Origin of the sequence: Ideonella sp., assembly GCF_041287625.1 — a bacterium.
In the GTDB taxonomy this organism is placed as follows: Bacteria; Pseudomonadota; Gammaproteobacteria; order Burkholderiales; family Burkholderiaceae_C; genus Ideonella.
This window is the reverse complement of sequence record NZ_JBGGNH010000039.1, coordinates 16,510-38,358: the sequence shown is the minus strand read 5'-3', so window position 1 is coordinate 38,358 and position 21,849 is coordinate 16,510. Positions and strand designations below refer to the sequence as shown.

The following is a 21,849-nucleotide window of genomic DNA, read 5'->3' as shown; positions in this document are numbered from 1 at the left end:
GGCCAACGCGCCGCGCGAGCCCAAAAAAACAAAACCCGCCAGCGGCGGGTTTTGGGGTCTGCGGGTGAGGTCTGGTGGGCAAGTGGAGGACGGGGCTTGTGCCCTGCCCTGCCTTTGCCCGCCGGGCTTGTGCCTTAGATCAGCGGGGTGCTGTTGGCGCGCAGTTCGTCTTCCAGCGACTTGTGGTGCAGGACGCTGGCGGCCACGTTGGTGGTGGCGGCGTGGCTGGTGCCAGCGTCGCCCACACCGCCGGGCAGTGCATCGGCCGGGGACGCGAGCAGGTCGTTCAGGGTGGGCGTGGTGGACGCCGTGCCCGTGGTGCTCTTGCCGTTGTCCTTGTTGAACCAGACGTCGGCCACGTCGTGCTTGCTGCCGTCGGTGGTGGTGTAGCTGGAGGTCAGGCCGAGGAAGTTGCCGTTGTCGGTCACCGTGCCGGTTTGCGCATGCAGGTTGATCGAGACGATGCCGTAGTCGGACAGGCTCTTCAGTTCACCCGCTTCGCTCACGCCGTCGTGGTTGGCGTCGACCCACAGCTTCAGCTTGTCGAAGTTGATGTCGGACGCGTTCAGCACGCCGTCGCTGTTGCTGTCCATCGAGGACATGGCGGCGAAGCCATCGGTGGCCTTGCCGGTCGCCGTCTGCGTGGCCGAGCCGAACAGTTCGGAGCCATTGTTGATGGTGCCGTCCCCGTTGCGGTCCATGGCCAGCAGACCGTCGGTGGAATCCACCCAGCCCACCTTGTGCGCGGTGCCGGTTGCGTCCAGGTCGAAGTTGACACCGTTGGCAGCGGCAGTGGTGTGCACGCCGTCGCCGTTCAGGTCAAAGACGATCGGGGTCGAGGCCAGTGCCGTGGTCTGGCCGGCGTCCATGGCGTCCTTGGCCGCCTGGGTGAAGGCCGAGGCCTGGCTGGCGCTCATCGCCGCGATGTCTGCCGAGGACAGACCGGCGATCTGGTCGGAGGTCATCGCATGGATCTGCGCATTGGTCAGGGCCTGCGCCTGGTCTGTGGTCAGGCCGGCGATCTGGCCCGCGGACAGCGATGCGAACTGGTCGGTGGTGAGACCGGCAATCTGCGCCGCGTTGAAGCCGGAGACCTGGGTCGAGCTGAGGCCGTCCAGGGTGCCTGCGTCCACCGTCTTCAGGTCGGCCACGTCGATGGCCGAGATCTGGCTGCTGGTGAAGCCGGCAATCTGCTGCGAGTTCAGTTCATGGATCTGCACCGAGGTCATGCCGGTGATCTGGGCATTGCTCAGCGCCGTGAGGTCACCCGATGTCAGCGCACCAATCGCGTCCACCGACAGGCCGCGCATGTCGCCGGCTTCGATCGCGGCCAGCTGAGCGGTGCTCAGGGCGTTGATGTGGGCGGCGTCCAGCGTATTGAGCTGCGCGGTGTTCAAGGCGACGATGGCGTCGGTCGTGAGACCGGCGATCTGCACCGAGTCCAGGCCAGCGAACTGGGCGGTGCTCAGCGAGGCGGCGTGGGTGCCAAGGGCTGCCACGTCGGCCGAGCTGAGGCCGTCCAGCGAGCCACCGACCATGGCCTTCAGGTCCACCGTTTCAATGGCGGCGAGTTGGTTCGAGCTCATGGCATGCAGCTGGGCACCGGTCAGGGCCGCGGCTTGCGTGCTGCTCAGGGCGACGATCTGGTCGGTCGTCAATGCGTGCAGGTGGGTGGCGTCCAGGCCGTTGAGCGTGTCGGCGCTCAGGGCCTTGATGTCGCCCAGCTCGATCTTGGCGATCTGCGCGGTGCTCATCGCGTTGACCTGGTCGCTGCTCAGCACGGCGATCTGGGTCGACGTGAGCGCAATGATCGCGTCGCTGCTCAGGCCGGCAATCTGCGCGGTGCCGATGGCGTCGATCTGCGTGGTGGTCATCGCGCCAACCTGGCCGGCCGTCAGGGCCGACAGGTCGGCGGAGCTGAGGCCTGCCAGTGCACCGGCGTCGATGGCCTTGAAGTCCGCCGATTCGATGGCAGCCAGTTGCGCCGAGCTCATCACGCCCAGCTGGTCGCTGGTCAGCGCTGCCGCTTGCACCGTGCTGATGGCGACGATCTGGTCGGTCGTCAGGCCGCTGATCGCGGTGCTGCCCAGGCCGTGCAGCGCATCGGTGGCGATGGACTTGATGTCCGCTGCCTCGATCTTGCTGATCTGGGTGCTGGTCAACGCGTTCAGCTGCTCGCTGGTCATCGCGGCGAACTGGCTGGAGGTCATGGCCACCAGGGCGGCGGTGCTCAGGCCAGGGACCTGGGCATCGGTCAGCGCATGGATCTGCGCGGTGGTCATCGCGGCGACCTGGCTGGCCCCCAGGGCGGCCACGTCGGCCGAGCTGAGCCCTGCCAGTGCGCCCACGCTGAGTGCCTTGACATCGGCGGTTTCGATCGCGCCCAGCTGGGTCGAGGTCATGCCGCCGAGTTGGTCGCTGGTCAGCGCGTAGGCTTGCTGGGTGCTCAGGCCGACGACCTGGTCGGTCGTCAGCGCGGCAACCGAGGCCACGGCGAGGCCGGCGATGGCTTCGGTGGCAATCGCCTTGATGTCACCCACTTCCAGCTTGGTCAGCTGGGTGGTGGACAGCCCGTTGAGCTGATCCGAGGTCATGGCGCCCACTTGCGCAGACGTCAGGGCCACAACACCGGCGGTCGTCAGGCCGGCGACCTGGTCGCTGCCCATGCTGTGCAGCTGCGCGGTCGTCAGCGCCTGCACCTGGTCGGTGGACAGGGCGCCCACGTCGCCTGCCACCAGCGCGGTCAGCGCGGCCGTGGTCAGGGTCTTGATGGCGTTGGTGCTCAGGGCGTGCAGCTGTGCGGTGCCCAGCGCGTCGATCTGGTCGCTGGTCAGCACGGCAGACTGGGCCGAGGTCAGCGAGGCCACACCGGCGGTGCTCAGGCCGGCGAACTGGTCCACGCTCAGGGCATGCACCTGGGCCGTGCTCAGCGCGGCAACCTGGTCGGAGCTCAGCGCGCCGACCTGGGCGGCCAGCAGGCCGGCCATGGCAGCGGTGCTCAGGGCCTTGACGTCGACGATTTCCATCTTCGCGATGGCGGCGCTGGTGATGCCGCCCAGCTGGGTGCTGCTCAGCGAAGCCACCTGGATGGAGCTCAGGCCGACGATCTGGTCGCTGCTCATCGCTGCGAAGCTCACGTCGGACAGGCCCTTCAGCGCGGTGGTGCTCAGCGCAGCCAGGTCAGCCGTTTCGAGCTTGCCAACCTGGGCGGCCGACAGGGCAGCGACCTGGTCGCTGTTGAGCGCGCCGAACTGGGCCGAGCCCAAGGCGTTCAGCTTGGCCGTGGCCAGGCCGCTCAGCTGGTCGGCGGTCAGCGCCGCGGCTTGCGCCGTGGTGATCGCGTCGATCTGCGCGGTGGTCATCGCGGCCACTTGCGACGGGTCCAGCGCATGCACCGCGGCGGTGGTCATGGCTTTCACGTCGGCGGTGGTGATGGCGGCGATCTGCGCAGTCGTCAGCGTGACGAGCTGGGCGGTCGGGATGGCGTTGAACTGGGCCGAGCCGAGGACAGCCAGGTTGGCCGTCGTCAGGCCGGCCAGCTGGTCAGCGCTCAGCACCTTGACCTGGTCGGTCGTCATGCCGGCGACCTGGGCGGTCGTCAGCGCGCCGACCTGTTCAGGCGTCAGCCCGGCAATCGCGGCGGTGCCGATGGCCTTGAAGTCCACCGCTTCCATCTTGGCGATGTCGGCCGTGGTGATGGCGGCGATCTGCGCGCTGCCCAGTGCCGAGACCTGGGCGCTGGTGAGCGCCACGGTCTGGTCGGTGGTCAGTGCGGCCATCGCGTCGGCGCTCAGGCCCTTGACCGCGGCGGTCGACAGGGCCGCCAGGTCGGCGGTCTCCATCTTGGCCACCTGGGCGCCGGTCAGTGCCGAGACCTGGGCGCTGTTCAGCGCAGCGAACTGCCCCGTGCCGAGCGCGTTCAGGTTGGCGGTGCCGAGGGCGGCCAGCTGGTCGGAGGTCAGCGCCGCGGCTTGCGCCGTGCTCAGGCTGGCCATCTGCGAGCTGGAGAACTGGGCGATCTGGTCCGGCGACATCGCATGCAGCGCGGCGGTGCTCAGCGACTTCATGTCGCTGGTGTCCATCGCGGCCAGCTGTGCCGAGCTCATCGCGGCGATCTGGTCGCTGGTCAGCACGCCCAGCTGCGTCGAGGTCAGGCCATTCACTGCAGCAGTGCTCATGCCGGCAATCTGGTCAGCCGTCAGCGAGTTGACCTGCGCGGTCGTCAGCGCGGCCGCCTGGCCTGCGGTCAGGCCGCCGATCTGGTCGGCCGTCAGCCCGCGCAGCGCGGCGGTGCCGATGCTCTTCAGGTCCACGGTCTCGATGGCGGCCACGTCACCGGTGGTCAGGGCTGCCAGCTGCACGCTGCTCAGCGCGCCGAACTGGGCGGTGTTCATCGCCACGACCTGCGCCGAGGTCAGCGCAGCCATCGCGTCAACGCCCAGGCCCTTCAGCGCGGCGGTGCCGATGGCGGCCAGGTCGGCGGTCTCCATCTTGGCCACCTGCGCAGCGCTCAGGCCGCTGATCTGCGCGCTGTTCATCGCAGCGAACTGCGCGCTGCCCAGGGCGTTCAGCACGGCGGTGCCGAGCACGTTCAGCTGCTCGGAGGTCAGCGCGGTGGCCTGGTCGGTCGTCAGCGCAGCGAACTGGCCGCTGGTCATCGCGCCGATCTGGTCAACGTTCAGCGAATGCAGTGCGGCGGTGCCCAGGGCCTTGATGTCGGCGGTTTCAATCGCGGCGATCTGGGCGGTGCCCAGGCCGGCGATCTGGGTGCTGCTCAGCGTGCCGATCTGGGCCGAGTTCATGCCGGCCACGGCCGCGGTGCTCAGGCCAGCCAGCTGGCTGCTGTCCAGCGAGGCGATCTGGGCGGTGCCCAGCGCGGCCATCTGGCCCGAGGTCAGCGCACCGACCTGGTCGGCCGACAGGCCATCCAGCGCGGCGGTGCCGAGCTGCTTCAGGTCAACCGTTTCCATCGCAGCGATGCCGGCGGTGGTCAGCGCGCCCAGCTGGGTGCTGGTCAGCGCCGAGACCTGCAGCGAGCTGAGGCCTGCGACCTGTGCCGTGCCCAGCATGGCCATCGCGTCGGCCGACAGGCCCTTCATCGCGGCGGTGCTCAGGGCAGCCAGGTCCTGGGACTCCATCTTGGCGACCTGGTCGCCCGTCAGCCCGGCCACCTGGGCGCTGCCCATGGCGGCGAACTGGGCGGTGCCCATCGCGTTGAGGCTGGTGCTGCTCAGGTTGGACAGCTGGGCGGTGCCCAGCACGGCGACCTGGGCGGTCGTCAGCGCGGCCAGCTGGTTGCTGGTCAGGTTGCCGAACTGGTCAGCCGTCAAGGCCTTGACCGCGGCGGTGGACATGGCCTTCAGGTCCGCGGTTTCAATCGCGGCCAGTTGGGCGTTGCTCAGCGCTGCGACTTGCGCAGTGCTCAGCGCGCCGACCTGGTTCGAGGTCAGGCCGACGATGGCGGCCGTGCTCAAGCCGGCGAACACGCCGGGCGACAGCGCCGCCACTTGCTCGGTGGCCATCACGCCGACTTGCGTCGACGTCAGGGCACCGACCTGGTCAGCCGACAGGCCGGCCAGTGCGCCGGTGGTCAGCGCCTTGATGTCCACGGTCTCGATGGCGGCCACGGAAGCCGTCGTCAGGCCGCTCAGCTGGGCCGAGCTCAGCGCGCCCACTTGCGTGCTGGTCAGGCCGGCCACTTGTGCGGTGGACAGCTGGTTGATGTCGTCGGCAGCCAGGCCCTTGAGCGCAGCCGTCGTGAGGGCCGCCAGGTCTGCCGTCTCCAGCTTGGCGATCTGGTCGCCAGAGAGTGCAGCGACCTGGGCGCTGCCCATGTTCGCGAAGTCGGCGGTGGTCAGCGCATTGAGGTTGGTCGAGCTCAGGTTGGCCAGCTGGTCGGTGCTCAGCGCGCCGACCTGGGTGGTCGTCAACGCGGCCATCTGGGCCGTCGTCAGCGTGTTCAGCTGGTCAGCGCTCATGGCGCGCAGCACGGCGGTGGACAAGGCCTTGATGTCGGCCGTCTCGATGGCGTCCAGCTGGGTGCTGGTCAGCGAGGCGATCTGGCCGGAGGTCAGCGCGCCCACTTGGGTCGAGGTCAGGTTGACGATGTCGGTCGTGCTCAGGCCGGCCAGCGAGGCCACCGGGTCGAACGGCAGCGCGGCAATCTGGGCGGAGCTCAGCACCGCCAGTTGCGAAGAGGTCAGCGCATCCACTTGCGCCGAGCTCAGGCCGGCCAGTGCGGCGGTGCTCATCGCCTTCAGGTCGACCGTCTCGATGGCGGCAATGTTGGCGGTGCTCAAGGCGCCGATCTGGGCGCTGCTCAAGGCAGAGACCTGGCCAGAGCTCAGGCCTGCGACCTGGGCGGTCGTCAGCACGGCCATCTGGTCCACACCCAGGCCCTTCAGGGCGGCGGTGCCGATGGCGGCAAGGTCGGCGGTCTCCATCTTGGCGACCTGGCTGGCGGTCAGCCCGGCCACCTGGGCGCTGGTCATGCCGGCGAACTGTGCGCTGCCAATCGCGTTCAGCGCGGCCGTGCCCAGCACGCCGAGCTGGTCAGAGCTCAGGACTGCGGTTTGCGCGGAGGTCAGCGCGCCCAGCTGGGTGCTGGTCAAGGCGCCGAACTGGTCCACGCTCAGCGCCTTCAAAGCGCCGGTGGACAGGGCCTTGATGTCGCCCGACTCAATCGCGGCCAGCTGCGCGGTGCTCAGTGCCGCGACTTGCGCGGTGGACAGCGCGGCAACCTGGTTGGAACTCAGGCCGACGATGCCGGCGGTGCTCATGCCCGCGAACTGGTTGGCACCGATGGCAGCGATCTGGCCGGTGCTCAGCGCACCGATCTGGCCAGCCGTCAGCGCACCGACCTGTTCGGCGCTCAGCGCGGCAAAGGCGCCGGTGCTCAGGGCCTTGATGTCCACCGTCTCGATGACAGCCACGTCAGCCGTCGTCAGCGCCGCCACTTGGGCGGTGCTCAGCGCGGCGACCTGGTTGGAGGTCAGGCCGGCCACTTCGGCGGTGGTCAGCATGGCCATCGCGTCAGCGCTCAGGCCCTTCAGTGCGGCGGTGCTGAGGGCGGCAAGGTCGGCGCTCTCCATCTTGGCGACCTGGTCCGGCGTCAGCGCGGCGACCTGGGCGCTGCTCAGCGTGGCGAATTGCGCGCTGGTCAGGGCGTTCAGGTTGGTCGAGCTCAGGCCGTTCAGCTGGGCGGTCGTCAGCGCGGCGACCTGGTCGGTCGACAGCGCAGCCATCTGGGCGGTGCCCAGGCCGCCGAGCTGGTCGGCGTTCAAGGCCTTCAGCGCAGCGGTGGAAATGCCCTTCATGTCGCCGGTTTCGATGGCCGCCAGTTGGGCGGTGCTCATCGCAGCCAGCTGGGCACTGCCCAGCGTGTTGATCTGGGCCGAGGTCAGGCCCACGACTGCGGCGGTGCCCAGGCCGGAGACCTGGTCAGCGCTCAGCGCGGCCACTTGGGCGGTCGTCATCGCGGTGGCTTGTGCCCCCGTCAGCGCGCCCATCTGGTCGGCAGACAGGCCCTTCAGCGCGGCGGTCGACAGGTTCTTCAGGTCCACGGTCTCGATCGCGTGGATGCCGGCGGTGGTCATTGCGGCCAGCTGGGCACTGCCCAGCGCGCTCATCTGGCCCGAGGTCATGGCCACGACCTGGTCGGTGCTCAGCGCGGCCATGCCGTCTGCGCTCAGGCCCTTGATGGCCGCCGAGTTGATCGAGGCCAGGTCACCGGTGGTGAGCTTGGCGACCTGGTCGGCCGACATGGTGGCGACCTGGGCGCTGGTCAGCACGGCGAACTGGTTGCTGCCCAGTGCGTTGAGGCTGGCGGTCGACAGGTTGGCCAAGGCGGCCGAGCCCATCGAGGCGATCTGGTCGGTGCTCAGCGCGGCGAGTTGTGCGGTCGTCAGCGTGGCGACCTGGTCGGCGCTGAGCGCACGCAGCGCGGCGGTGGTGATGGACTTGATGTCGCCGGTGGCGATGGCGTCCAGCTGGGCGCTGTTCATCGCGGCCAGTTGCGCGCCGGTCAGCGCCGCGGCCTGGGTCGAGGTGAGGCCGGCGATGCCGGCGGCCGACAGGCCTGCGACCTGGTCGCTGCCCAGCGCGGCCAGCTGGCCGGTGGTCAAGGCGGCGACCTGCACGCTGGTCAGCGCGCCCATCTGGTCGGCCGACAGGCCCTTCAGCGCCGCGGTGCCCAGCGCCTTCAGGTCGACGGTTTCGATGGCGGCGATGCCGGCGGTGGTCAGTGCAGCCACCTGGCCGCTGCCCAGTGCGTTGACCTGGTTGGAGGTCAGGCCGGCCACTTCAGCGGTGGTCAGCGAGGCCATCGCGTCGGCGCTCAGGCCCTTCAGCGCGGCGGTGTTCAGAGCGGCCAGGTCGGCGCTCTCCATCTTGCTCACCTGGTCGGCCGTCAGCGCGGCGACCTGGCCGCTGCTCATCGCAGCGAACTGGGCCGTGGTCAGCGCGTTCAGGTGGGCGGAGTTCAGGCCATTGAGCTGGGCGGTGGTCAGTGCGCCGACCTGGTCGGTCGTCAGCACGGCCAGTTGGCCGGTGCCGAAGCCGTTGAGCTGGTCAGCGCTCAGGCCCTTGATCGCGGCGATCGAGATGCCCTTGATGTCGCTGGTTTCGATGGCGGCCAATTGCGCGGTGCTCATCGCAGCCAGCTGGGCGCTGCCCAGCGTGGCGAACTGGGTCGAGGTCAGGCCCACGACACCGGCGGTGGACAGGCCAGCCACCTGGTCGCTGCTCAGCGCGGCGACCTGGGCGGTCGTCATCGCCAGCGTCTGGGCGCTGGTGAAGGCGCCGGCCTGGGCGGCCGTGAGGCCCTTCAGCGCGGCGGTGGTCAGGTTCTTCAGGTCGACGGTCTCGATGGCGTGCACGCCGTCGGTCGACATCGCGGCCAGCTGGGCGCTGCTCAGCGAGCCCATCTGGTTGGAGGTCATGGCCACGACTTGCTGGCTGCTCAGTGCAGCGACGCCGTCGGCGCTCAGGCCCTTGATGGCGGCGGAGTTGATCGCGGCCAGGTCGGCCGTGCTCAGCTTGCCCACCTGGTCAGGCGTCAGCGCAGCGATCTGGGCGCTGTTCAGCGTGGCGAACTGCGCGGTGCTCATCGCGTCGAGGTTGCTCGTCGACAAGCCTGCCAGTGCGGCGGTGCCCAGCACGGCGATCTGGTCGGTGCTCAGCGCGGCCAGCTGGGCCGTCGTCAGCGAGCCGACCTGGTCGGCACTCAGTGCCTTCAGCGCAGCGGTGCTCAGCGACTTCATGTCGCCGGTCGGGATCGCGTCGAGCTGGGTCGAGCTCATCGCGGCCAGTTGCGCGCCGGAGAGCGCAGCAGCCTGCGTGGAGGTCAGCCCGGCCAGGCTGGCGGCCGACAGGCCGGCGACTTGGTCGGAGCTCAGCGCGGTCAGCTGGCTGGTGGCCAGGGCGCCCACCTGGGTGCTGGTCAGCGCAGCGACCTGGTCGGCCGAGAAGCCCTTCAGCTGGGCCGAGCCCATGGCCTTCAGGTCCACGGTTTCGATGGCCGCCACGTCAGCGGTCGTCAGTGCATTGACCTGGGCGCTGCTCAGTGCAGCCACCTGGGCGCTGCTCAAGCCGGCGACTTGCGCCGTCGTCAGCGCAGCCATGTCGTCGATGTTCAGGCCCTTCAGCGCAGCCGTGCCGATGGCCGCCAGGTCGGCGGTCTCCAGCTTGGCCACTTGCGCGGCCGTCAGCGCGCCCACCTGGGCGCTGGTCAGCGCGGCGAACTGGGCGGTACCCAGCGCGTTCAGGTTGGCAGTGGACAAGGCGGCCAGCTGGTCGTTGCTGAAGCCGGCGATCTGGCCGGTGCTCAGCGCAGCCATCTGCGCGGTCGTCAGGTTGTTCAGCTGGTCGGCGCTGAGCGCGTGCAGCGCGGCGGTCGAGAGGGCCTTGATGTCGGCGGTCTCGATGGCCGCCAACTGGGCGGTGCTCATCGCGGCCACCTGGGCCGAGGTCAGGCCACCGACCTGGGTCGAGGTCATGGCGACGATGTCGGCGGTCGACAGGCCGCCCAGCGAGGACGGGTCCACCGTCAGCGCGGCGATCTGGGCCGAGCTCAGCACGGCCAGCTGGGTGGAAGTCAGCGCGTCGACCTGGGCCGAGCTGAGGCCGGCCAGGGCGGCGGTGCTCAGGGCCTTGATGTCGATGGTTTCGATGATCGCGATGTTGGCGGGCGTCAGCGCGGCCAGCTGGGTGCTGCTCAGCGCGCCCACCTGGGTGCTGGTCAGGCCGGCGACCTGGGCGGCCGACAGGCCGGCCATGCCGTCAGCGCTCAGGCCCTTCAGCGCGGTGGTGTTCAGTGCGGCCAGGTCGGCCGTTTCCAGCTTGGCCACTTGCGCGGCGGTGAGGCCTGCAACCTGGGCGCTGGTGAGGGTGGCGAACTGGCTGGTGCCCATCGCGTTCAGCGCGGTGGAGGCCAGCGAGCCGAGCTGGTCGGCGCTCAGCACGGCGACCTGGTCGGTCGTCAGCGCGCCGAGCTGGCCGCTGGTGAGGTGGCTGACCTGGTCGACGCTCATCACCTTGATGGCGGCGGTAGACAAGGCCTTCAGGTCACCGCTCTCGATGGCCGCCACCTGGGCCGTGCCCATCGCGGCGACTTGCGCGGTCGTCAGCACGGCGACCTGCGCCGAGGTGAGGCCGACCATGCCGGCGGTGCTCATGCCGGACATCTGGTTCGGCGTCAGCGCGGCGATCTGGTTGGTGCTCAGCACGCCCACTTGCGCGCCGGTCAGCGCGCCGACCTGGTCTGCCGTGAGGCCGGCCAGGGCGCCGGTGGCCAGCGCCTTGATGTCGATGGTCTCGATGGCCGCAATGTCGGCCGTGTTCAGCGCGGCCAGCTGGCCGGTGCTCAGCGCGGCGATCTGGTTGCTGGTCATGGCGGCGACCTGGCCGGTGGTCAGCGCCGCCATGTCGTCGTTGTTCAGGCCCTTCAGCGCGGCGGTGCCGATGGCGGCCAGGTCCTTGGTCGCGAGGTTGGCGACCTGGCTGACGGTCAGGCCGGCGACTTGCGCGCTGGTCAGGTTGGCGAAGGTCGAGGTGCTCAGCGAGTTCAGGTTGTCACTGCTCAGGCTGCCGAGCTGGGCGCTGCCGAGGGCGGCGCTCTGGGCGGTCGTCATCGCGGCCAGCTGCGCGGTAGTCAGGGCGCTGACCTGGTCAGCGCTCAGGCCCTTCAGCGCGGCGGTCGTGAGGGCCTTCATGTCGGCCGAGTCGATGGCCACCAGCTGCGCGGTGCTCATCGCGCCCAGTTGGGCGCTGGTCAGCGCGCCCACTTGCGTGGAACTCAGCGCGGTCACGTCGCCTGCGGTCAGGTTGGCCACCTGGTCCGCCTTCAGGGCGCCGATCTGGCCGGCGGTCAGCGCGGCGACCTGGGCGGTCGTCAGGTGCGACAGCTGGTCAGCCGTCAGGCCGGCCAGCGTGGCCGTGCCCATGTTCTTCAGGTCGGCGGTTTCGATGGCCGCGACAGCCGCGGTGCTCATCTGGGCCAGCTGGCCGCTGCTCAGCGCTGCGAGCTGGGCCGATCCCATTGCGGTGACTTGCACGGCCGTCAACGCGGCCATCGCATCGTTGCCCAGGCCCTTCAGCGCGGCGGTGCCGATGGCGGCCACGTCGGCCGTCTCCAGCTTGCCCACCTGGTCAGCCGACAAGGCGGCAACCTGGCCGCTGCTCAGCGAGGAGAACTGCAGCGTGGTCAGCGCGTTCAGGTCGTCAGTCGCCAGGCCGGAGAGCTGCTGGTTGCTCAGCACCGCGACTTGCGCGGTGGTCAGCGCGGCCAGCTGGCCCGAGGTCATGTTGCCCAGCACGTCCGGGCTCAGGGCCTTCAGGGCGGCGGTGGACAGGGCCTTGATGTCGGCCGTGTCGATGGCGACCAGCTGCGCGCTGCTCAGCGCGGCCAGCTGGCCACTGCTCAGCGTGCCGATCTGGTTGGAACCCAGCGCAGCGACGTTGGCGGTCGACAGGCCGGCGATCTGGTCATTGCTCAGGGCGGCGACTTGTGCGGTGCTCAGCGCAGCGGCTTGCTGGGAATTCAGCCCGCCAATCTGGTCGGCCGACAGCCCCTTCATCGCGGCGGTGCCGATGGCGCTGATGTCAGCGGTGGTCAGCGCGCCCACGTCGTCAGCGGTCAGCGCGCCCAGCTGGGTGCTGGACAGCTGGGCCACCTGGGCGGAGGTCAGGTACTTGACCTGGTCGGTGGTCAGCGCGCCGATGGCGTCAACGCTCAGGCCCTTGATGGCAGCGGTGCCGATGGCGGCCAGGTCGGCGGTTTCGAGCTTGGCGGCCTGGGTGGCCGTGATGGCGGCGACCTGGGCGCTGCCCATCGCAGCGTATTGGGTGGTGGTCAGCGCGTCCAGGTGCGCGGTGTCCAGCGCAGCCAGCTGGTTGGCGCTCAGCGAGGCGACTTGCGCGGTGCTCAGCGCGGCCAGCTGGGCGGTGCCCAGCGTGGCGAACTGGTCGGCCGACAAGGTCTTCAGCACCGCGGTGCCGATGGCGCCGATGTCGGCGGTGTCGATCGCACCGAGCTGGGCGCTGCTCAGCGCGCCGAGCTGGGCCGAGGTCAGCGTGCCGACCTGGGTGGAGCTCAGGGCGGCGATGTTGGCGGTGTTCAGGCCGGAGACCTGGTCGGCCGTCAGCGCGGCGACCTGGGCGGTGCTCAAGGCGGCGATCTGGCCGGTCTTCAACGCACCGACCTGGTCGGCCGACAGGCCCTTCAGCGCGGTGACGCTCAAAGCGCCCATGTCGGCGGTGTCGATCGCGCCAATGGCGGCGCTGCTCATCGCGGCCAGCTGGGTGCTGGACAGCTGGGCCAGTTGGGCGGAGCTCATGGCCACCACTTGCGCGGTGGTCAGTGCGCCCAGCGCGTCAGCGCCCAGGGTCTTGACGGCGGCGGTGCTCAGCGCAGCGACGTCGGCGGTTTCGAGCTTGGCGACCTGGTCGGCCGAGAGCGAAGCCACCTGGGCGCTGCTCATGGCCGCGAACTGGGCGGTGCCCAGCGCGTTCAGGTGGTCGGTGGAGAGGCTTTGCAGCTGGGTGGTGCTCAGCGCTGCCGTCTGGGCAGTGCTCAGTGCGGCGTACTGCGCGGTGCTCATGGCGCCGAGCTGGTCGGCGTTCAAGGCCTTGACGGCAGCGGTGCCCAGCGCGCCGAGGTCGGCGGTTTCGATGGCGGCGACTTGCGCATTGCCCATCGCGGCGACTTGCGCGCTGCTCAGCGCGCCGATCTGGCTCGAGCTCAGGGCGGCAACGTTGGCGGTGCTCAGCGAGCTCAGCTGGTCAGAGCCGATGGCGGCCAGCTGGGCGGTGCCCAGCGCGGCGGCCTGGACGCTGGTCAGGCCACCAACCTGGTCAGCGCTCAGGCCCTTGATGGCGGCGGTGCCGATGGCGCGGATCTTGTCGCCGCTCAGCTGCTGCAGGTCGACCACGTCCATCGCGGCGATCTGGGTGCTGCTCAGCGCGGCGACTTGCGCGGTGGTCAGCGCGGCGGCCTGGGTGCTGGTCAGCGCGGTGACGCCGTCGGCCGTCATGCCCTTGATGGCGGCAGTGCTCAGCGCCGCCACGTCGGCGGTTTCAAGCGCTGCGACCTGGGTGGCGGTCATCGAGGCGACCTGCAGGCTGCTCATCGCAGCGAACTGGCTGGTGCTCAGCGAGTCGAGCTGGTCGGTGGCCAGGCCGGCGATCTGCGAGCTGGTCAGCACGGCCACCTGGCCGGTGGACATGGCCATGAACTGGTCGGTGGTCAAGGCGGCCAGCTGCGCGTCCGTCAAGGCCTTGATGGCGGCCGTCTTCAGCATCGAGAAGTCGGCCGTGCCGAAGGCTGCGAGCTGGCTGCCGCTCATGGCGGCGATGCCGCTGGTGGAGATGGCGGCGGCCTGCGCGGTGCTCAGGGCCTGGATCTGCGCGTTGCTGAACGCGGCCCAGTCCTCGGTGGTCAGCGCTGCAACAGCGGCCGTCGAGAGAGCTGCGATCTGATCAGTGGTCAGGGTCGGAACGGTGGTGGCCATGACTGATGTCCTTTAACTTTTGATCTCAAATGGAACGAGCCGGCGTCGCGGCGCGACTGCTACCCAAAAACTTCAAACGGTGCGCAAGGAGCTGAACCGAGGCTCCTCGCCTTGCGCCGAGATCAGGGCAGCAGCCGGTCGCAGGGCAGCGACGTCGGTGGAATTCCGATCTCTCAGTCGGTTTTCGTCCTGTGGCGAAACGACTTAAGCCGCTGGAGGCGGCAAACAGGACCCGAAACACCCTTCTTCTTGTAGAAGAGTTGGCAAATCGAGACTTCCTGGGCACTGGCCGTTCACGAGCCAGCAAATTGCCGAGGGTTAACCCGCAGCCCGGAGCAAAGGGGTGGTCAAGCGCGTACATCGTTGAACAGCTCATCGCATTCCACCGGGGGCGCCAGCTCCGGAGTGGCCGCAGCGGCCGGTGAAGAAGAGGCCACCGAAGCCGCAGGCGTTGCGGCGGTGGACGACGGCGAAGCGGCGGCTGCCAGCTCCGGATAGAAACTCGACAGGAAGCAGCCCATCACGTGCGAGACACCGCGTTCGGTGACCTCGCGCAGGTCCGAAGCCAGGTACTGGCCGAACGAGGCCGCGTGGCTGATGATTTCGAAGGACGGGAAGTAGGCGACCTGCGCATGGCGCGCCTCGACCTCGCCCACCGCGGCGCGCAGCACCGACTTCGAATAGGACGAGGCCACCAGCACGTTGCGCTCGCTGCGCGTGGCCACCAGCGGCACCGGCGAGACGGTGAAGATGATCTTCAGCGCCGGGTTGACCTCGGTGAGCGCGGCGACCAGGGCTTCCAGGTCGGCCACGACCTCAGCGCAAGTCAGGTTGCGGAAGACGTGCTTTTCAGGATCGAACTCGCCCTTGACCGTGCCCGGGCAGGCCGGGTAGGTGTGGCCGCTCTCGGCGTTGACCCAGCATTCGGTCAGGCCCAGCGTGAAGATGAACACGTCGGCCGTCTCGAACATGTGCTTGACGCGGCCCAGGTGGTAGGCGCGGTCGGCTCTCGCCTCTTCCAGGCTGGCAAAACCGGCCTTGGCCACGCTGGGGCGCACCAGGTCGTACCAGCGGCCTTCCTGCTCGAAGAAGTCTTCGATCATGGCGCGCTGGCCGAAGGCCTGCTGGAACAGCTCCAGGCACTGGCGCGTGGTGTAGATGTTCCCGTAGCGGGCCGAGAACTGCTGGTAGCTGTCCACCTCGCCGCCGAACTGGTGCATCAGCGGATGGGCCGGCTCGGCGATGTACGGCGCCATGCCCACGTTCTTCATGTAGCGGGCGATGTGCTGTGCGAAGCAGCTGCCGGCGGTGGCGACCTTGTCGCTGCGCAGCAGCTGGAACTTCGGCGTGTCGTTCAGCGGCAGGTCGCGCCAGGCCACGTCGGACACGAACTTCTTCCAGAAGGCCCGCGGCGGGAGATTCGAATAGGGATGCATGTCGATCTCTCCGTTCAGGCGGCTTGCGCCAGCAACTCGGCCGGCGCGCGGCGCTGGCCAGTCTTCTCGGCGATCTCTGACATCTGGCGCAGCACCAAGGCGCCGTAGCGCTTGTTGCCATGCACCGAATCGCCGGCGAACTCAGCTGCCAGGTAGCCCTGCGGGTCAATGGCTTCGGCCGGTGGCAGCAGGCTGTTGATGCCGCAGGCGCGGGCCGACTCGCGGATCTGCCGGGCGTAGACCAGGTAGTACTTGAGCCGCACCGACAGCGGGCTCATGTCCACCGCTTCGGGGTCCACCACGCCGGGGCCCGGGTCCCAGCGGTCACCAGGAATCGTGGGCGGGCACACCACGTTGAAGACCGGCATGGCCGGCTGCATCGCGCGGATGGCCAGCAGGATGGCCTGGGCCTTGGCGATCTGCGCGGCCACTTGCCGTTCGATGACGAACAGCGGCACGATCTGCCGGCCCGGCAGCGGCGCCAGGTCCGGCCGTTCGGGCAGCCAGAAGTCCAGCGGCTGCGGCTGTTCGCGCAGCGCCAGGTGAATGTGTTCTTCGCCGTGGATGAAGGTGAACAGCACGTTGCCACCCTGCCCGCCTTCGCCGTTCATGGTCGCCAGCATCTTCTGGAAGCCCGGCGCCATGCTGATCACGCTGGGCGAGCTTTGCAGCGCCAGCGTCGGGCCCCAGTGCGGGGCGATCTGGCGGATGTAGAGGTTGGCCACCTGCACCGGCACGGCGACCTGCGCCGGGTCGGTGTGCCAGTCGACAAACTGCGGCGCCTGGTCGTTGGAAATGCGGCCCAGCTGCGCCTTGAGCCCGTCAGCGCTGCAGGCGTCAAGCACCGGCAGGATGTGGCTCATGCCCATGACGTAGATCATCGGGTTGTCTCCCTCTTCTGGAATGCCTGTGGCGGCGGGTGTTCGGTCAGGTCAGCTGGATCAGCGGCACTTCGAAAGTGCGCAGCCCGCGGGCGTGCAGCCAGAAACCCAGGAAGCGTTCGGCGAGGAAGCCCGGGTAGCGGTTGTTGTAGGTGTCGTAGGGCGCGCCGATGCGCGCATACACCGCGTCGATCAGCGGGAAGAGTTCTTCGCAGTACGCGTTGAACTGCTCGCGGCGGATGACGACCATGTTGCAGTTCGACATCGTGCTGTTCAGCCTGAACAGCGGGATGAACTTGCGGTATTCCGGGTGCTGGTCGTGCAGCTCTTCCAGGAAGGCTTCCCAGGTTTCTGCCGGGTGATGCGCCAGGTAATGCGCCTCGATCGAGCGGCCCGAGCCCGCTCGCTTGGGCACGATGGCGTCTGCCACGTCCAGGATCTCGTCGAGCTTGCTGCGCTGGCCATCGGCCGTCAGGTAGTTCAGGAAGAACTGGTCGCCAGGCACGCCCACGGTCGTCTGGTACTGCCAGGTCGCGTCGAACACATAGTTCAGGTAGCGCCGATAGTGATAGAAGCCCACCACGTCGGCCGTGGCGTTCTTCCAGGCCCAGTACTGGGCCGTCAGCTCGCAATAGAACGAGTTCAGCGACGAGATGTTGTCGTCCCCTTCCCCGTCACTCTTGAAGCCATCGGCCAGGTAGCCGTTCACGCCAACAGGCTGGATCCACGGGCAATCGGCATTGCGCACGTAGTCCTTGTGAAAGGTCTGGTAGATCGTCAGTTGCTGCGGGTCACTCATCTCGGTTCCTTGACGCTGCGCCAGCCTCGGAACCGGTCGGGTCAAGCCCTCAACACGAGCACCAATCTGGACACAGCGACCTTACCGAGCGAGAGGTGTCGCCATTGCGGGGAGTAGAGGGGGGTTTTGGGGGCTAATGACGAGCGAAGGCCAGCAGCGCCGCTCGCCAACAGCCCAACTTATCCAGGCCGCCGACGCATCGAGCGTTGGGGCTTCCATGCATACTCTGCTGCGTCACACTCCAACAACTGACATGCCAACACAACTGCCGTCCAGATTTCTCGCCTGGGTATTTGCTGTGATGACGCTTGCGGGATGCGCCACGCCCCCGCAGTCAACGGTTGCCGCATCACGACCCGTTCCCTCAATGCGGCCAGATCAGACAAAAGCCGTCCTTGTCGGGGAAAGCGCAGGAGGCATGTTGAACGGCGGCATATTCGCTGTGTCGATCAATGACAAACCAGTCAAAAACTCTCCAGCCACAGCCACGGAACCCATCTCCCTGGAAGTCGGAAAAACCAAACTAATTACCGTGCTCCGAGCAGGAGTATTCGTAGGGTCTACCGTTCTTTCCTTTGATGCAGCACCCAATACAACCTACCGAATCAGAGCCGCACAGGACACCGACAAGCCTTGGTATCAACAGCAAATCTATGCAGCCGGAGGTGACACGTTTTTCTGGATTGAAAATTACGACACCGGTGAAATCGTGAGCGAGAAAGTTAAAGTTTTTGTGAAGTCCAGTGCCAACTCTGCCGTCTTTATACCCTTGATACAAAAGAAGTAAACTACGTATCAGCAGAATGTGGCTTCAATTTCATTTGCCTCACCTCGATTGTAAATACATCGACGCAAACTAGCGCCAGCGCCTGGTGCTGGAGTCGAGCACTCATAAAATCTCATAGAGCCGTTCGTGAAACACGAGACCGAATTGCACTTCATGTGCGGCAAAGCAGGTGCAGGAAAGAGCACGCTGGCAGCGGCACTCGCGCAGCAACACAACGCCGTTCTGTTGCGCGAGGACATCTGGCTGGCCCGTCTGTTTCCGGACGAACTCGTCACGTTCGCCGACTACATCAAGTATTCGCGACGCATCAAACTCGTTGTCGCGCCCTTGGTCGTGGACCTGTTGGCCAGGTAATCCGTGATGCTGGACTTTCCGGCGAATACGCGGGAGAGCCGCAACTGGTTCCGCTCGATCTTCGAGCAGGCGAATTGCGCCCACACCTTGCACCATCTGGACGCCAGCAACCAGCTTTGCCTGCAACGCATTGCCAAGCGCAACACCGAACGCCCGGAAGGTTCACACGAACTCGACGAAGCGACGTTCAATCTCGTCACCTCGTATTTCCAGCCACCGTCGCCCGACGAGGGGTTCAATGTGCGTGAGTATCCGCAGGGAATCGACTCATCGACCTGAGGCTGCCAGCCCTCATGCCGCCTTCGGGAACAAGACCACCTCGGGCAGGCCATCGAAATGCGCGTCGCAGGTCAGCAAGTCCGCGCCGGCGTGCCGAGCCGTTGCGTAGACGATGGCATCGGCGGTGGCCAGCTTGTGCTCGCGGTGCAGGTCTGCCGCGAGCAGGGCGATGGTGGTGTCCATCGGCACGACCACACACTTCTGCGTGTAGGCGATCACTTGGTCCGACTGTTCTTCGCCTAGCTCGCGCACCAGCCACTTCGACAGTTCGAGCTGCACGATGGTGGGAACGATGCATTGCGACTTGTCGGGGAACTGCAGGCCAAGCCGCTTGCCCAGCGCGCTGCCGGTCAACCACTCGATCCATGCCGACGTGTCAACCACGCGCGGGGTTGCCATCAGTAGCGATCCCCACGGTCGCGGTAGCCGTCTGTCTGCGCGCCCTTGGCGATGCCAGCCAGCTGTTCTAGTTCCGGCACAGGCATCACCAACACGCCCTTGCCCTTCTGGATGAACACGAACTCTTGCCCGGCCTGCCAGCGCAGTTCCTCGCGCACGACCTTGGGAATGGAAATCTGGAACTTGCTCGACAAGGTGGCGGTAGCGGTCATGTTCGTACTCCCATCGGATCGATGACTGGTTGGTAAGAATATGACGCTTTGCCGCGTGACACAAGGCCAACAACAACGTGCTGCGCCGGACCGCCGGCGCGCCTGCGGCGCGGGTGCACCACACTCAGCGCTGTGCTTCCAGTTCCGCGATGAGTTGCTTCATTTCGGCAATCTCGCGCACCTGCGCATCGATGATGCCGTCGGCGAGCTTGCGCACGCGGGGGTCGCGGATGTCGGCTCGCCGGGAGGTCATGATGGCGATGGAGTGGTGCGGGATCATGGCCTTCATGTACGCAACCTGATCCACGGTGGCCTGGCTTCGCACCAACCACAACGAGACGGCGAAGACCAGCGCACTGCCGATGGCGATGCCCAGGTTGACCCGCTTGTTCGGCAGCATGTGCAGCATGAAGGCCAGCATGAGGACGGCCATCGTGGCGCCCATCACCAGCGCCATGTAGGCGCGGGTCTGGCTGAACCAGACGTGATCGAGTTCGTAGGTGTTCAAGTACATCAGGCCGAACATCACCAGGGTGGACAAGGCGATCATGGCGCCGAAGCGTCGATAGGGGCTCATGACAGGCGCGCTCCGTGGCTGCTGGGAGGAGCCCATGACGCAAGCGCCATGGGCACGGACGGTCCTCCGGCAATCTGCGCTCCTGGGAGGGTTGCGCTGGCGTGCGGGGGGCCTCACCTCGCCAGCAGCGCCAGCACCTCCGAATGGAATTCCCGGCGGAACAGCACCCAGATGACGCCCACGGTCGCGGCGACGAAGACCCAGGGTGAGAAGAACCAGCCGACGACGGCGAAGGCCATGTAGTAGCCGCGCAGGCCGTCGTTGAAGGCTTCGGCGGCCAGGGCCATGACGCCGCCGGCGCGGTCGGCGAAGGCGTCGCGTTCGGCTTCGCTCCAGGGTTCGTCGAACAGCGGGGCGGAGGCGACGAGCAAGGCGCCGAAGCTGTACTGGCGGATGCTCCAGGTGAAGCGGAAGAAGGCGTAGATGAAGATGCCCAGCAGCAGCACCAGCTTCATCTCCAGCACCAGCGCGCTGGTGTGGGCGGCAAACGGCAGGTCGCGCACCAGTTCTTCGGTGCGTTCCACGCCGGCGCTGATCACGGCCAGCAGGCCGCCAATGATCAGGATGGTGGTGGACGCGAAAAAGGACGGGCTGCTGGACATGCTCTGGGTGACCATGCCGTCCAGGATGCGGTTTTCACGCTCGGTGGTGCGGCGCATCCAGAGCCGGCGCTCGTGGTTGGTGCTGCCCAGCACCGAGGCGCGGGTGGTGGCGCGGCGGCGGGCGAAGCTGGCGTAGCCGGCCCAGCCGCCGAAGAACACCAGCAGGGCCAGCCAATCGAGCCCGGACAGCAGGCTCAGCGCATCCAACAGCGAATTCTTCATGGGCCCGGACTGTACCGGGCAGCCACCGCTTCTTCAGCCCGCCGTCAAGGCAGGTAAGGCGCGAGCCAATTCATCTGCGGCGCGTCGGTGCCGTTCTGCGGTTCGATCGAATACATGTAGCTGCCCCACCACGGGCCGGCCGCCCACCAGGTCCAGCCATTCCACACGTCCCGGTTGGCGCCGAGGTGGTCCAGCATGCCGGTGACCGCCGCCTGGCAGGTAGCGTTGTTGCCACCTGCGAATTCGCCGAGGAAGCCGCGCTTGCCGTGGCTGCGCAGCCAGGCGGTGAAGCCGCTCAGGCGTTCCACGCCGATGGTGGTGCTGACGCAGCTGGCCGAGTTGCCGGAGCTGTCGCTGTCCAGGTACTGGTGCACCTCATAGGCGTATCGGTCCGCCGGGTCCACCACGCCGAGCATCACGGTGGCGTTGGGCGTGCCGTACCAGCTGTCGCTCCAGCTGTGCGCGCCGGTCCAGGCATTGCCGGGCACCAGCACCAGGTTGCCGGCGCCCGCGGTGCGAATCGCGGCAATGGCGGCGTTGGCCGCGGCCAGCCATTGCTCGGTGGGCATGTCGTGCGGCTCGTTCATCAGCGCGAAGACGACACGGTCATTGCCTTTGTAGGCGGTGGCCAGGCGCGACCAGAGGTCCGCAAAAGCGGCATTGGACACACCGGCGCCAACGACGTTGCCGTTGTAGCGGGCGTAGTTGTGCGGGTCCAGCACCACGGTGACGCCGCTGGCGGTGGCAGCGGCCACGAAGCCGTTGAGCCGGCCCCATTCGGCGCTGTCGAACGCCGTGTTCAGCGCCGGCTGCAGCCGCTCCCAGCGGAACGGCAGCCGCACGGTGTTCATCTGCTTGCCGGCGAAGTAGCCGACCTCGCCTTGCGTCGGATAGATGTAGTCGACGCCGTAGGTGCCCGGCACAGCGGAACCAAACTCCGCGCCGGCCAGGCTCACGCCTCGATAGGCCGGCACCGGGCTGCTGGTGTTGATCTTCTGCTTGTTGTAGGAGCAGACCTTGGCGGGCTTGGCGGGGTTCGGGTCCACGCCGCCGAAGCTGGCCAGCGTGCAGGCCACGCCGCCAACATAGGTGCCGTAGGCGAACTTGCCGGCCGCGCCGTAGGCGACCTGGCGCGCGCCCTTGAAGCTGCAGGTCTGGCCATCCGTGGCGCACTTGGCGTAGCCGGCAGGCAGGTTGCCGGCTTGGGCGGCAGCGCCTGCCAAGGCACCGAGGAGGACGAGGGACAAACGACGCAGCGGGGGCATGAGGTCTCCGGCGGCCCCTCAGCGGGGCGA

General features: G+C 67.7%; 10 protein-coding genes and 1 pseudogene. 2 read left to right on the top strand and 9 right to left on the bottom strand.

Annotation, left to right across the window (positions count from 1 at the left end; all coding sequences use genetic code 11):
• Window positions 1–134: 134 nt before the first annotated feature.
• From ACAH41_RS15915 to ACAH41_RS15900, 4 genes are all read right to left on the bottom strand, one after another.
• Window positions 135–14,006, bottom strand: coding sequence for a hypothetical protein (locus ACAH41_RS15915; protein WP_325650004.1), 13,872 nt, complete (start codon window positions 14,004–14,006; stop codon window positions 135–137).
• 347 nt (window positions 14,007–14,353) lie between these two features.
• Entirely contained in the window at window positions 14,354–15,442 is a 1,089-nt protein-coding gene (locus tag ACAH41_RS15910; RefSeq protein WP_325650005.1) for a GSCFA domain-containing protein, read from the bottom strand.
• Window positions 15,443–15,456: 14 nt separating this feature from the next.
• Complete coding sequence (locus ACAH41_RS15905) at window positions 15,457–16,323, bottom strand: hypothetical protein (protein WP_325650007.1); 867 nt, start codon at window positions 16,321–16,323, stop codon at window positions 15,457–15,459.
• A 46-nt stretch (window positions 16,324–16,369) separates the two neighbouring features.
• On the bottom strand, window positions 16,370–17,122 hold the full coding sequence (locus ACAH41_RS15900; RefSeq protein WP_325650009.1) for a DUF4422 domain-containing protein: 753 nt from the start codon (window positions 17,120–17,122) through the stop codon (window positions 16,370–16,372).
• A 253-nt stretch (window positions 17,123–17,375) separates the two neighbouring features.
• Here ACAH41_RS15900 and ACAH41_RS15895 point away from each other — a divergent pair, with 253 nt between their 5' ends.
• Together ACAH41_RS15895 and ACAH41_RS15890 are read left to right on the top strand one after the other, a co-directional pair.
• Entirely contained in the window at window positions 17,376–17,909 is a 534-nt protein-coding gene (locus ACAH41_RS15895) for a hypothetical protein (RefSeq protein WP_325650011.1), read from the top strand.
• A gap of 153 nt (window positions 17,910–18,062) precedes the next feature.
• Window positions 18,063–18,542, top strand: a pseudogene (locus ACAH41_RS15890) (AAA family ATPase).
• A gap of 12 nt (window positions 18,543–18,554) precedes the next feature.
• Here ACAH41_RS15890 and ACAH41_RS15885 read toward each other — a convergent pair.
• From ACAH41_RS15885 to ACAH41_RS15865, 5 genes are all read right to left on the bottom strand, one after another.
• Window positions 18,555–18,941, bottom strand: coding sequence for a type II toxin-antitoxin system VapC family toxin (locus tag ACAH41_RS15885; protein WP_325650012.1), 387 nt, complete (start codon window positions 18,939–18,941; stop codon window positions 18,555–18,557).
• Entirely contained in the window at window positions 18,941–19,153 is a 213-nt protein-coding gene (locus tag ACAH41_RS15880; protein ID WP_325650013.1) for an AbrB/MazE/SpoVT family DNA-binding domain-containing protein, read from the bottom strand. Before ACAH41_RS15880 ends, ACAH41_RS15885 begins: the two co-directional genes overlap by 1 nt.
• A 124-nt stretch (window positions 19,154–19,277) precedes the next feature.
• Complete coding sequence (locus tag ACAH41_RS15875) at window positions 19,278–19,730, bottom strand: DUF305 domain-containing protein (RefSeq protein WP_325650014.1); 453 nt, start codon at window positions 19,728–19,730, stop codon at window positions 19,278–19,280.
• 113 nt (window positions 19,731–19,843) lie between these two features.
• Window positions 19,844–20,554, bottom strand: a complete 711-nt coding sequence (locus tag ACAH41_RS15870; protein WP_325650015.1) for a DUF599 domain-containing protein — start codon at window positions 20,552–20,554, stop codon at window positions 19,844–19,846.
• A gap of 44 nt (window positions 20,555–20,598) precedes the next feature.
• The gene (locus ACAH41_RS15865) at window positions 20,599–21,819 is read right to left on the bottom strand and encodes a glycoside hydrolase family 5 protein (RefSeq protein WP_325650016.1); all 1,221 of its coding nucleotides are present in this window, start codon (window positions 21,817–21,819) and stop codon (window positions 20,599–20,601) included.
• Window positions 21,820–21,849: the final 30 nt, after the last annotated feature.